Origin of the sequence: Maribacter luteocoastalis, from assembly GCF_048890225.1 — a bacterium.
Lineage (GTDB): Bacteria > Bacteroidota > Bacteroidia > Flavobacteriales > Flavobacteriaceae > Maribacter > Maribacter luteocoastalis.
In genome coordinates this window covers 82,020-95,209 of record NZ_JBMFZG010000005.1, presented here as the reverse complement: position 1 = coordinate 95,209, position 13,190 = coordinate 82,020, and the positions used below count along the sequence as shown (strand labels likewise).

Annotated in this window: 12 protein-coding genes; 2 read left to right on the top strand and 10 right to left on the bottom strand. The window is 34.9% G+C overall.

Annotated features, from left to right (window positions below; genetic code table 11):
• Positions 1-347: 347 nt before the first annotated feature.
• Genes ACOCEA_RS11125 through ACOCEA_RS11110 form a run of 4 tightly spaced genes read right to left on the bottom strand, consistent with a single transcriptional unit; the run spans position 348 to position 4,027 of the window.
• Complete coding sequence (locus ACOCEA_RS11125; RefSeq protein ID WP_420756319.1) at positions 348-1,880, bottom strand: cryptochrome/photolyase family protein; 1,533 nt, start codon at positions 1,878-1,880, stop codon at positions 348-350.
• 54 nt (positions 1,881-1,934) lie between these two features.
• Entirely contained in the window at positions 1,935-3,230 is a 1,296-nt protein-coding gene (locus ACOCEA_RS11120) for a DASH family cryptochrome (protein WP_420756318.1), read from the bottom strand.
• Between the two features lie 15 nt (positions 3,231-3,245).
• Positions 3,246-3,392 carry a DUF2256 domain-containing protein gene (locus tag ACOCEA_RS11115; RefSeq protein WP_420756317.1) on the bottom strand — a complete coding sequence of 49 codons (147 nt, stop codon included), beginning with the start codon at positions 3,390-3,392 and terminating at the stop codon, positions 3,246-3,248.
• Positions 3,392-4,027, bottom strand: a complete 636-nt coding sequence (locus ACOCEA_RS11110) for a flavin reductase family protein (protein WP_420756316.1) — start codon at positions 4,025-4,027, stop codon at positions 3,392-3,394. The genes ACOCEA_RS11115 and ACOCEA_RS11110 overlap by 1 nt, the downstream gene beginning before the upstream one ends.
• A 161-nt stretch (positions 4,028-4,188) precedes the next feature.
• Here ACOCEA_RS11110 and ACOCEA_RS11105 point away from each other — a divergent pair, with 161 nt between their 5' ends.
• Positions 4,189-5,538: an FAD-dependent oxidoreductase gene (locus ACOCEA_RS11105; protein WP_420756315.1), complete on the top strand. Its 1,350-nt coding sequence runs from the start codon at positions 4,189-4,191 to the stop codon at positions 5,536-5,538.
• A gap of 5 nt (positions 5,539-5,543) precedes the next feature.
• On the opposite strand, the gene ACOCEA_RS11100 is transcribed toward ACOCEA_RS11105, so the two are convergent.
• The 3 genes from ACOCEA_RS11100 to ACOCEA_RS11090 all read right to left on the bottom strand — a co-directional run bounded on the left by ACOCEA_RS11100 (position 5,544) and on the right by ACOCEA_RS11090 (position 7,904).
• The gene (locus ACOCEA_RS11100; protein ID WP_420756314.1) at positions 5,544-5,963 is read right to left on the bottom strand and encodes a DUF4174 domain-containing protein; all 420 of its coding nucleotides are present in this window, start codon (positions 5,961-5,963) and stop codon (positions 5,544-5,546) included.
• A 64-nt stretch (positions 5,964-6,027) separates the two neighbouring features.
• Positions 6,028-6,807, bottom strand: coding sequence for a zinc ribbon domain-containing protein (locus tag ACOCEA_RS11095; RefSeq protein WP_420756313.1), 780 nt, complete (start codon positions 6,805-6,807; stop codon positions 6,028-6,030).
• Between the two features lie 2 nt (positions 6,808-6,809).
• Positions 6,810-7,904 (bottom strand): Nif3-like dinuclear metal center hexameric protein, encoded by a 1,095-nt coding sequence (locus tag ACOCEA_RS11090; protein ID WP_420756312.1) that lies wholly within the window; start codon positions 7,902-7,904, stop codon positions 6,810-6,812.
• A gap of 51 nt (positions 7,905-7,955) precedes the next feature.
• Between ACOCEA_RS11090 and lpxK the strand changes: the two genes are divergently transcribed.
• Complete coding sequence (gene lpxK, locus ACOCEA_RS11085) at positions 7,956-8,963, top strand: tetraacyldisaccharide 4'-kinase (protein WP_420756311.1); 1,008 nt, start codon at positions 7,956-7,958, stop codon at positions 8,961-8,963.
• Here lpxK and ACOCEA_RS11080 read toward each other — a convergent pair.
• From ACOCEA_RS11080 to lipA, 3 genes are all read right to left on the bottom strand, one after another.
• The gene (locus ACOCEA_RS11080; RefSeq protein WP_420756310.1) at positions 8,944-11,163 is read right to left on the bottom strand and encodes a hybrid sensor histidine kinase/response regulator; all 2,220 of its coding nucleotides are present in this window, start codon (positions 11,161-11,163) and stop codon (positions 8,944-8,946) included. The two genes, lpxK and ACOCEA_RS11080, sit on opposite strands and share 20 nt — an antisense overlap.
• Positions 11,160-12,170 carry a type I glyceraldehyde-3-phosphate dehydrogenase gene (gap, locus tag ACOCEA_RS11075; RefSeq protein ID WP_420756309.1) on the bottom strand — a complete coding sequence of 337 codons (1,011 nt, stop codon included), beginning with the start codon at positions 12,168-12,170 and terminating at the stop codon, positions 11,160-11,162. Before gap ends, ACOCEA_RS11080 begins: the two co-directional genes overlap by 4 nt.
• Positions 12,171-12,240: 70 nt before the next feature.
• Positions 12,241-13,116, bottom strand: coding sequence for a lipoyl synthase (gene lipA / locus ACOCEA_RS11070; RefSeq protein ID WP_420756308.1), 876 nt, complete (start codon positions 13,114-13,116; stop codon positions 12,241-12,243).
• Positions 13,117-13,190: the final 74 nt, after the last annotated feature.

The window sequence follows — 13,190 nt, the reverse complement described above, 5'->3', positions numbered from 1 at the left end:
TATTTCTTTTTACAAGGTGTTAACTAGTGTGTTTACCTTTAGTTATAGTATTATTGTTAAGTAGTTTTTAATGGTTGTTTTGAGAATTCAATTAATCAAGTGAAATAATTTCATAACAATCATTACTTAAAATTTCATATGGTTGGTGTTTTATAAATCGTCATTTGCCTGTAATACAAAGAAAAGCCAGTTTAATAACGATTGTAAAGATATGTTGTGAAAAGGCCTGTATTTGTTGTGACTCATAGACAAACTGTATGCTTGAAAAAAGCATATCCGCCTCTTAAAAAAAATAGGAATTAAGTTGGCTAGTGGTGGGTAAAAATCTATATTTTGTATGGAACTAATTAATATTGCATAGGATTTTTAATAATATCTTTTGCTCTTTCCTTTAATTGCTGGATCTCATTTTTATCTTTTTTATTTAAAAGATTTAACATCATCGTCATTCGTTGATTGTTTTTAAAATATTCTTTTTTTTCATCAAGAAAGTTCCAATATAGTGCATTAAAGGGGCATGCATTATCTTCTGTTTTTTTGATGTGGCTGTATTGGCAGTTACTGCAATAATTACTCATTTTATTAATATAGTTGGCACTGCTTACGTACGGTTTGGTTGCTACGATGCCATTATCCGCAAATTGGCTCATTCCTCTGGTATTGGTGATTTCAACCCATTCAATGGCGTCAATGTAAACGCCTAGATACCATTGGTCCACCTCATCGGGATTAATTTGTGTCAATAACGCAAAATTACCAATCACCATTAAACGTTGAATATGGTGTGCATAGGCACTATCCAAGCTTTGGTCAATGGCGTGTTTTAAGCAATTCATTTTGGTATCCCCAGTCCAAAAGAAATCAGGTAGTTTGTTCGTGTTATTTAAGCCATTCAATTGTTTGTATTGAGGCATTTCTTTCCAATAGATACCTCTCATAAATTCTCGCCAACCCAAAATTTGACGAATAAACCCTTCAACTTGGGAGATTTTTATTTCATCCGTATGTTCATAATATTGGTCTAGAACTTTTTCAATAACTTCCTTTGGAGAAAGTATTTTGGTGTTCATGGCAAATGATAAACGCGAGTGAAAAAGAAACTTTTGATTTTCATGCATCGCATCTTGATAATCACCAAAATATGGCAGCAATTCTTTACAAAAATAGTTGAGTACAGAAAGACATTCCCTTCTGGTAACGGGCCAATTGAAGTCTTCAGGCTCAATGTTTCCGAATGTTTTGATCTTCACTCCCTCTAATTCCCCAAGTATGCTTTGAATGTCTTTCCTAAACCCTCTTTCAAGAGGTATACTTGGTTCCCCCTTCCATTTTTTACGATTACTTTGGTCAAAATTCCACTTACCACCTTCGGGCTGATTATTAACCATCATGATATTATGTTTTTTACGCATCATGCGGTAAAAGCTTTCCATGACCATTTGCTTTTTGCCTTTGTAGAATTCTTTTAATTCATATCGGCCTGTGAAGAAGTGTTCCGTATCGACTACTTGGGACTCTATTTGCAGTTCATCACAAATGCATTGCAATTGCTGGTCTAATCGATATTCATCTGGCAACTGATATTCAAACCTATCCGCTGCCGTCTTTTTCATATATTTTTCAATAATCTTGCTCAAAGCATGGGGGTTTTCCTTGTCGCTGATTTTGAGGTAAATGAATTGATGTCCTTTTTGTGATAAATCATCTTTAAAACTGCGCATCGCCATAAAAAAAGCAACTACTTTCTGTACGTGATGTGTTACATAGGCTGTCTCTTGACGCATTTCGGCCATTAGATAGGTCACACTTTCGTCTACTTCATTAAACCATGAGTGTTTCTGATTCAATTGATCACCTAAAATAAGCCGGAGTTTTTTCATCAATTTTATATTATTTATGCTTTGGGGATGGGTAATAGATTCAAATATTTTTGCTTAAAAAAGGGTTTTCTGTAACCAGAGATTTTGAAATTTCCGGGTAGGGTCATAACGTTCAGACTGACTTTTAATGTTGAATTTACGGTCTCTAGGGTCATTCCCAACGCCGCTAGCATACATCCAATTTCCCCAATTGCTATGAACATCATAATCCACTAACATACTTTCAAAGTACGCAGCACCTATCCGCCAGTCTTGCTGTAGTTCTTTTGACCAAAAACAGGCAACATTCTGTCTGCCACGATTGCTCATCCACCCTGTTAGCGCCAATTCCTTCATATTGGCATTTACAAAAGGTTCTTTTGTTTTTCCTGTAATCCAATTGTTTCTAACATTTTTAAGGTTTTTCCAATTATAGCTTTTATGAAGTATACCACCTATTTTGAAGATGTTGTTTTCATGTTTAAGCGATATATATTTGAAGTAATCTCTCCAAATGAGTTCAAAAATAAGCCAGTAGGTGTCCTGGTTTTTTGTTACTGAGTTTTCAAATCGTTTTACTTCCCAAAATATAGTTCGTGGAGAAATACTTCCATTGGCTAACCAAGCCGATAATTTAGAGCTGTAATCTTTACCCACAAGATCATTTCTGGTTTTTTTGTAAAAGGCCAATTTATGTGACTCCCAAAAATAGTGTTGCATTCTATTATATGCTTCCAATTCACCACCTTTAAAAGGAAATGCACTACGGGGGTCTGTCTTTACCTGTTCTAGTCCTAAATTATTCAACGTTGGGACAGTGGTAGGATTATATATCATATTCTCCTTGGACATTATGTGCTTAATCTCTTTAGGCAGTCGTACCTTTATTTCTTTTTCACATTTTTTTCTAAAATTGGTAAAAATATCTGGAATTGACTTGAAATCCTGATAAGCGATATCGTTTGGATGAAATAAAAATTGGTCGAAGGTTTCAACAAATTTTAAAGTGGAGAGGACTTTATTTTTTACGGAATTCAAAATCATCTGTTCATGAGATGTCCATTCCTTTTGTGAAAATATGGTATCAATGTTATACTCCTTGATCAGTTTTGGAAGGTGATAATCAGATTTGCCAAAGTATATGTATAATGGGATGTTTAATTTAGAGAGTTCTTTCTTAAGTTGACCTACTGTTTCAATTAAAAATTTAGCCCTGAATTTTTCGGTTCTCTTGAATCCAAACCCATCTTTATCAAAATAGATTGATTCAAAACAGTAAAAACCTATCACTTTTTCCCCTTTCATTGCTTCATAAAGTGAAGTATTATCCTTTACTCTTAGGTCGTTTCTAAACCATACGATATTGTTCATATACTTTTAAAATTGTTAATGTGATGCAGTTTTATTTCGTCTACACTTTTCACTACAATATTTTACTTCCACCCAATTTTTTTCCCATTTTTTACGCCAGGTAAACGGTCTTTCACAAGTTTTGCAAAGTTTGGCGGGGAGGTTTTCCTTTCTATCGGGCATTACCTAAGCTTTTGGGTAGGTTCATCTGGTTTAGCATACCTAAAACGCGTAATTAATTGGGGTAGGGCATAGCCATCAAGACCTATGTTGGCTACTGTATCTATATCGTCTAGTTTTACCCAGCCATCTTTCTGGATAATTTCTTCAGGAAGATAAATGTGTTCAATTGCACCAATAACCAGAAGACAGCCATTTTCTTTTATTTCATAATCATTACAATATCTACAGCCAATTTTGATTGTACTTTCCTTTACATATGGTACAGGAAATTCATCCAGAAAAGATTCGGTTAAATTGGTTTTGTCAAATTCAGATATAGGTTCAGGATACTTGGCAGCGGTATGATGCGCATCAAAAATCATGTCCTTATGAACCTGATTTACGGTAAAGAAACCAGATTGTGTCAAGTTTTTGTAGGTATCCCGATTTACGGTTAAAGGTCTTAGGATGAATCCTAACATTGCCGGATCACTACCCATATGAACTATAGAGTTGAAAATGGCTAGATTGGAAATACCATTGTTGGATTTTGTTGCTATAAGAGTACATGGCTTATAACCCGTACAGCTATTGATAAGGTTTGCCCTATACCTACTTGGTAATTGTGCTATGAGTTCCGAATGTAAATGTTTCAATTCATTTTTATTTTGTTCATCAAAAATACAAAAAGAATAAACAAAAAAATTTAAAACTACAACAAATCGGTACTAGATTGAGATGGGAATGTATGTGCTATTTTACATGGTAATTGCCTATTTTTAACAATAAATAAATTTTAGCATAACGCTTTAAATATATGGATTATAAGAAAAAAAATATTGCCATAATTGGTTCAGGACTGGTGGGATCCTTATTGGCTATATATTTAAAGCGTTATGGGCATGATATTACGGTTTTTGATCGAAGGCCAGATATTAGGAATATCGAATTTTCGGGTAGGTCAATTAACTTGGCGATGAGTAATAGGGGATGGAATGCCTTGAGGGAAGTAGGAATTGAGAAGGAGATTAAAAAAATTGGCATACCATTGGACAAACGGGCAATGCATGTAATTGGCGAGCCGGAATACCACCAAAAGTATGGGAAAGACGGGGAAGCTATTTGGTCCATTTCTAGAGGTGTTTTAAACAAACGCATGATAGATTTGGCAGAGAAATCCGGTGTGCGTTTTAAATTCGAAGAAAAAGTATGGGATATTAATCTGCCTGAAGCTAAAATCTATACTGGAGAAAGTGAAAAAAGTGAATGGAAAGAATATGGATATGACCATGTTTTTGGTTGTGATGGTGCTTTTTCTAGGGTAAGACATAAAATGCAAAGGCGTAGTCGTTTTGATTATTCACAAGATTTTATTGATGTAGGTTATAAGGAATTGACAATTCCTGCTAATTCCGATGGTTCCCATAAACTTGATAAATATTCATTTCATATTTGGCCAAGGGGAAAATTCATGTTCATAGCCATGCCCAATTTGGATGGTAGTTTTACATGTACCCTTTTTATGCCTTTTGAAGGTGACATTTCTTTTGAAAGAATTAAGACAAAGGAGGAGGCCGCCCAATTTTTTACTAGATATTTCCCAAATGTTAAGGACGAAATTGAGAATTTAACCGAGGATTTTTTTAAGAATCCAACAAGCGCACTGGTAACTATGAAATGTTATCCTTGGACTTATTGGGATAAAGTGGCGTTAGTAGGTGATTCTGCACATGCCATCGTACCTTTTTATGGACAAGGTATGAATGCCGGTTTTGAGGATATCTATGTTTTGGACCAAACCATTAAAAAGTATGGTGATGATTGGGAAACTATATTTGAGGAATACCAAAAAGAAAGAAAGCCTAATGCCGATGCTATTGCTGAATTAAGTTATCGCAATTTTATTGAGATGAGCAGTAAAACCGCTGACCCTAAGTTTTTATTGCAAAAGAAAATAGAAAAGCACTTCTCAAATAAATATCCGGATAAATGGATACCAACGTACAGTAGGGTGACCTTCTCTGATAGACCTTATACTGAGGCGCTTGCCATAGGTGATGCACAAGAGGCGATTATGGGAAAAATTATGGCAGATCCAGAAATAAGTGAAAAATGGGACAGTGTAGAGGTGGAAGAAAAAATACTTGAATTATTGGCTCAGAAATAGCAGGATTATTGTTTTGATTTCATTTCGGCCTTGCGCATGGGCATTCCATCTATAAGTTCAAAAATACTTTTTGGATCGGTAGGATACACACTTTTAAATTTGATTTCTCCGTCTTTGCCAATTAAAATGGACCCACAAAAACCTGGTTCAATGGCAATGCTCACACCTGAATATAGTAGTGTATTATTACTGTTGAATAATTTTCCTTTATGATATAGCATTAGTATAACGTCCCTCTCTAGTAACTCTTTTGAATAAGGTGAGAAACGATTTAATTCTTTAAATGAATTGGATAGTGCTGCTGTAGTATCTGTGAGAATGATAATCCGGTTTTTCCATTTGTAAGATTTAATGTCTTGTGATTGTAGAAAGTTGGTCCTAAGGACTAGAATCATTAAAATAAACCAAGGAATTAGACATTTCATAGAATCGAATATAAAAAAAAGCCATCTAAACTAGATGGCTTTTTCGGTGTTATTAGATGTCCTACTAAAACTTAGCGAACATTTTTTGCATTTTTTCAGATTCCTCATCGGCCAATACTGGATCAACCAAGATTCTTCCACTATGCTCATCTGTAATAATTTTTTTTCTAGAGGCTATCTCAACCTGAACCTGCGGTGGAATAGTAAAGAAAGAACCACCGGAAGCACCTCTTTCAATAGGAACAACAGCTAAACCATTTTTAACATTGTTTCTAATTCTAGCATAAGCCTTAACCAAACGATCTTCAATTTTATCTTGATATTTTAAAGACTCTTCCAATAATGCCTTTTCTTCTTTTTCTGTTTCGGCCAATATTGCATTAAGTTCACCTTTTTTGTGCTTAAGGTGAGATTCACGCTCAGTCAAACGCTCTTTAGTTTGGGCTATTACTTCTTTCTTTTGTTCTATTTGGGCCTTGAACTCCTTAATGTTTTTCTCAGCTAATTGAATTTCCAATTCTTGAAACTCCAATTCCTTGCTAATAGAATTAAACTCCCTGCTATTACGAACATTTTTTTGTTGCTCAGTATATTTTTTTATTAAGGCCTTAGCTTCCTCAATAAGATTTTTCTTGGCACCAATTTCAAAATTAATGGTCTCTAAATCGGTTTTAAGCTTATCCATTCTCGTCTTTAGTCCAAGCACTTCATCCTCTAAATCTTCAACCTCTAAAGGTAATTCACCACGAACATTTCGTATTTCATCTACCCTAGAATCAATTAATTGCAAATCATATAATGCCCTTAACTTTGCTTCTACAGACGAATCTTCTTTTTTTGCCATACTTAAAAATACTTGATAGGATTTGTTATACTTTCCGATAAACGGATTGCAAAATTAGGAATTTTTTTCGTAAGATAATCAACTAAAAGGTTTTTTGTAAACTGCTCAGTTTCAAAGTGTCCAATATCCGCAAGTACGATTTGATTTTCTGCTTCATAAAACTGATGATATTTTATGTCGGCGGTGATATAAATATCGGCACCAGAAGCCTTGGCAGCACCAATGGCAAAAGCCCCGCTACCACCTAAAACGGCAACTTTTTTAATAGGTTTACCTAATAATTCACTATGTCTGACCACCGTTGTGTTCATTTGTTTTTTTAATAGACTAAGGAACTGTTTTTCTTCCATGGCAACTGGGAGATCTCCAACCATTCCAAGACCAATATTTTGATTTTTATTTTCTAAAAGAAAAATCTCATATGCCACCTCTTCATATGGGTGTACTTTGAATAAGGTTTTTAGTATTTTCTTTTCAAGAAAGGGATCAAATGTTAGGTTTAACTGTGTCTCATCTTCAAAATGTACTTCACCTAATTTTCCAATAGTTGGGTTAGCTCCTACATCAGGTCTAAAACTACCTTTACCATCTACATTGAAACTACAATAGCTGTAATTTCCTATTGCACCGGCACCTGCTTTAAAAAGTGCATTGCGTACCAAGGGTGCGCTTGACTTTGGAACATAGGTGGTTAATTTTTTTATGGACTTACTTTTGGGAATTAAAATTTTTGGATTTTCTATGCCTAAAACCTCACATATTTTGGCATTAACACCTTTAGGGTTATTGTCTAATGCGGTGTGCATACTATAAATGGCAATGTCATTGGAAAGTGCCTTCATTACCACGCGTTCGACATATGTTTTTCCGGTTATTTTTTTCAGTCCGCTAAAAATAATTGGGTGAAAACTAACAATCAAATTACAGTTGGTTTCAATGGCTTCATCCATAACATTCTCAAGGGTATCTAGTGTGACTAAAATACCAGTTACCGTCATTTTAGGATTGCCAATTAAAAGTCCTACGTTGTCAAATTCCTCTGCATGTTCCAAAGGTGCTAATTCTTCTAAGATTTCTGTGATAGAATGTACAGTCATTTTCATGCATTTATAAGGAATTCAAAGATAAAATATTATATTTTCGCTGTAATGCAAGTGATTAGAAAACTTCTTTTTCCATTTTCTTTAGTGTATGCCTTGGTGGTATATTTTCGTAATCTATTCTACAATATAGGTCTTATTAAATCTAAATCTTACCAAGTTACCACTATTTGTGTTGGTAATTTAAGTGTGGGTGGTACTGGTAAGACACCTATGATAGAGTTATTGCTTACGATGCTTCAAAATAGCTACCAACTTGCGGTTTTAAGTAGGGGATATAAAAGAAAATCTAAGGGTTTTGTATTGGCTGATAACCAAACGCCTTTAGTTGATATTGGTGATGAGCCATTCCAGATTTTCAATAAGTTTCCTGAAGTTAGAGTGGCTGTAGATGCCAATAGACAACACGGCATAGAGCAATTAGAAAAGTTAATAGATCCTGATATTATTCTTTTGGATGATGCTTATCAACATAGAAAGGTAAGACCAGATTTTTCGATTCTTTTAACCACCTATCAAAGGTTATATGTTGATGATTGGTACTTGCCAACAGGGGACTTACGTGATAGTAAAAGCGCATCAAAAAGGGCCGATATTATTATTGTCACAAAATGTCCACCATCCATTAGTGACAACGAGCAACAAACTATTTTGCGAAAATTACATCCACAGCCACACCAACAAGTGCTATTCGCTTATTTGGAATATCACGAAACTGTGGTCCATTACGCTAAAAACTTACCTTTGGATTTTTTTAAGGATAAAAATGTCACATTGGTAACCGGTATTGCCAATCCATCTCCTTTAGTGAATTATTTAGATGAGAATGGGGTTATATTTGATCATCTTTCCTATCCAGATCATCATTTCTTCACAAAGCAAGAAATATCCGAACTGAAGAGGAAAAAGTTTATCATTACCACTGAAAAGGATTTTGTTAGGCTTTCCAATTCTTTAGATAACCTTTATGTTTTGGCAGTTAAACACGTTTTTAAATGTAATGGTGAGGCTATTTTGGAGGAGAGCGTCAATCAACTTATGAAGGCAAATTTTTGATTTTTTTATCAAAAATATTCTCACCGATTTTTTGATAAAAGATTTCAGGTTTAAATGGTTTGGTAACTACATCGTTACAGCCAGCTGCGTAAAAACTTTCTAAACTATCATCTAAAGAAATTGCTGTTAAAGCAATAATCGGAGTTTGTTGATCAAACTGGCGTATTTGTATGGTTGCCTCTTCACCACTTATCCCAGGCATGTGAATATCCATAAGAATGGCATCATATACATTTTCTTTGGCAAGGGTAACCGCTTCTTCGCCATTACTGGCAATATCACTGGTGATTTCTTTTTTGGTCAACATTTTTTTAGTAATCACTTGGTTAATTTTATTGTCTTCAACAATCATAATATGAAGACCTTTAAAATCATATTCTTGTGGCGTAATTTCGAACTCCAAATTATCAACTAGATCATCCTTGCTCTTCATGTCTATTTCAAAATAAAAAGAACTTCCTTCTCCTAAGTTACTTTTAAGTTCTATTTTACTTTCAAATAAACCAAGCAAACTTTTTACAATTGTAAGGCCAAGTCCTGTACCACCATATTCCCTATTAATTTGAATGGAGCCTTGTTCAAAACCTTCGAAAATACTAAGTTGTTTTTCTTTTGAGATACCAATGCCATTATCTTTAACCTCAAAATATATTTTTACATCCTCATTTTCTTTTTTTAATAGCTTAACAATCAATTTTACTTCTCCATCTTTAGTAAACTTAATGGCATTGCCAATTAAGTTCATAAAAACTTGAGAAAGTTTTAAAGGATCACTCAGTAGATGGCTTGGGATACTTTCATCGTAATCTAATAGGAGTTTTGTTTTGTTTTCCTTAGCACTTTGCTGAAGTGAGTCCATTACCTCATTGATAACCTTTTTAAGGTTGAACTCCATATGTAAAGGCTCCAGTTTGTTGGCATCAATTTTATTTATATGAAGAATATCATTAATAAAATTCAACAAATAATCACCTGAAAACTTAAGGGCCTTAAGATGTTCTTTTTGATGCTCCTCTGGATTTTCTTCTAGTAATAAGTGGGTGAGACCGGTAACCGCATAAAGAGGGGTTCGCAGTTCGTGACTTACTGTGGAAAGGAAATTAGTCTTGGCTTCCATCGCTTGTACCGCACCATCCCTTGCAATCTGTAATTCCTTGTTTTTGGTCTGTAAAAGATCATTGGTCTTTAATTTTATTTGGTTGTTTCTGTATAAAGAAACTGCCAATAGGGATATAATGATTAAAAATGCCGAAGCAAGAATCGCAGTAACTTCCGATCTATTCTGGGATTCTGTTAGTTCCTGAATTTTATTTTCTTGTCGGATAATTTCTTCCGTTTTAAAATCATCCCTAATCTTATCTGCGGTCTTTACCTCTACCTTAAGTTTTTCAATTGTAAATAATGAATCCTTAATTTGAAGTAGATTTTTGCTGTTTTGTAAAGATTTGTCATACTGCCCTAGCTCCTCGTAAGCAACGGTCAACAATTCGTTGGCTTCCTTTATTTCTAACATAAACCCATTGTCAATGGCCAATTTTAATGCATATTCAGCATTTTTAGAGCTTTCTTGGAAGTCCTTTGTCGCTAAGTATAATTCAGCTAATCGTAAGTAGGCTTGGGTAGATAAATATTCTTTTTCATAGATATCCGTATTTACAATAAGGGAATTCAGGTTTTTAGTGGCACTTTCATATTTTTCAAGATTCATGTAAACTTGGGCCTCAGCAAGTAAAATATTGTTAAAAAAATTCCGGTCATTATTAAGTTGCTTAGCCTCATTTAGCATAAACAACGATTGGAAATTTTTGTTATTTCTGTATAATAAAATGGCTTCAATGAACTTATGGATGGCATCACCATAAGGATAGGAAATATCCTTTAACAAAACACTTCCACGGTCCCAATAAAATTGGGTATCCTCTTCTTTTTCTAATTTTAGATAAAGAATAGCCAGTTCATGGTATGAATCAATTAGGGCTTTAATGTCCTCGTTTTTCTCAGCTTCTTCAGAAGCCATATCCAAGGCTTCAAGGGCAAGATCTATCTTGTTCTCGTTCCTTAATTTTCTTGCCTTCTCAAAATAAGGGGCAATATCCCTTGAGGGTACAGAGTCCTGCGCATAGGTAATTATACCCAATACAAAGAACAGCAGGGACAAGGCTACCTTTAAACTAGTGTTATGTAAACAATGGGGTTTCAAATATATTCTTTAACTAACATATGATTTATAAGATCTATTATCCGGCTACTGTATCCTGTCTCATTATCATACCAACCTATAATTTTCACCATTTTACCAATTACAGAAGTCATCTGGGAATCAAACGTACAAGAATAACAACTATTGTTTATGTCAATAGAAACTATTGGGTCCTCAGTATAAAAAAGTATATTTTTCAGTTCATTTTTAGATGCTCTTTCAAAAGTATCATTTATTTCTTTAATAGAGGTATTTCTTCTCACATTGAAAGTAATATCTGTCAAAGACCCGTTAGGAACAGGTACGCGAATCCCACAACCACCAATAACGTTGGACAGTTCGGGGAATATTCTGGTCAAAGCCTTAGCCGCACCAGTAGTGGTGGGTATTATGGATTGACCTGCAGCTCTTGCCCTTCTTAAATCCCGGTGTGGCTGATCATGTAAGCTTTGATCACTGGTGTAGGAGTGGATCGTGGTTATATATGCCTGTTCAATACCACAAAGATCGTTGATGACCTTTATCATAGGGGCGGCATTATTTGTTGTACAGGAAGCATTGGATATGATATCGTCATCATTACTGAGGCTATTTTCATTGATACCGTAGACAATCATTTTGATATCTTCCTCTAGTGGCGGGACCGCTAAAATCACTTTTTTCGCACCATTTTTAAGATGAAACCCTAAACTTTCCCTAGTCTTAAATTTACCGGTAGATTCAATAACCAGGTCTACATCTACAGCCTTCCAATCAATATTTTTTGGTTCTTTGTAATTAGTAATCTTTACTTTGAAGTCATTAATAATTATATGTTCATCATCATGGCTAATAAGGGAGTCCAAGACACCATGCAAACTATCATATTTTAGTAAATGTGCAAGAGTACGGGCATCCGCCACATCATTTATTGCTACCACCTTAATATGGTCATGCCCTTGTAATAAGCGAAATAAGGTTCTACCAATACGTCCAAAACCATTAATTCCTATTTTCAACCTTTTCATAAGTTCAAATTTATGAAATTAGATGGCCAATGATCTTCAAGCTATCGTCAAGTTGGCTAGTAAGCTCTTATTAATGAATATGTTTATGCGCTTTATAGGACGACCTTACCAATGCACCACTCTCAACATGTCTAAAACCCATTTCTAATCCCACTTTCTCGTACTTCTTAAACTGATCTGGTGTTATAAATTCCTTTACAGGCAGGTGTTTTTTTGAAGGCTGAAGATATTGTCCTATGGTAACCACATCTACATTGGCATTACGAAGATCTTCCATTGTGGTAATTACTTCTTCTTCTTGCTCGCCTAAGCCCAGCATAATACCGGATTTGGTTCTATTAGCACCATTGGCCCTTAAGTATCTAAGAACTTCTAAACTTCTTTCGTACTTTGCTTGGATTCGTACCTCCCTTGTTAATCGTTTCACCGTTTCCATATTATGGGAAACAACCTCAGGGGAAACTTCAATAATACGGTCAAGATGCTTTTCTATTCCTTGAAAATCAGGGATTAAGGTTTCTAGTGTAGTGGTTGGGTTCATTCTTCTAATGGCCTTTACGGTCTCCGCCCATATAATAGATCCCATGTCCTTAAGGTCATCACGATCTACAGAAGTAATAACTGCATGCTTAATTCCCATTATTTTGATAGAACGAGCTACTTTTTCTGGCTCTGCCCAATCTATATTTTCTGGTCTCCCAGTTTTTACACCACAGAAACCACATGAGCGTGTACAAACATTACCAAGTATCATAAATGTAGCAGTACCTTCTCCCCAGCATTCACCCATATTGGGGCAACTACCGGAAGTGCAGATGGTATGAAGATCATATTTGTCTACCAATCCACGTAGTTGGGTATATTTTTTACCGGTAGGCAGTTTAACCCTTAACCATTTTGGTTTGCCTTTTGGGGGAGCATTATTTTCTTCAATTGCTACAGACATGCTTAATTTTTAATACAAATATACGAACTAAAATGCGTAAAGAATTTTATGTAGGTTGATGATTGAGCGTTTAA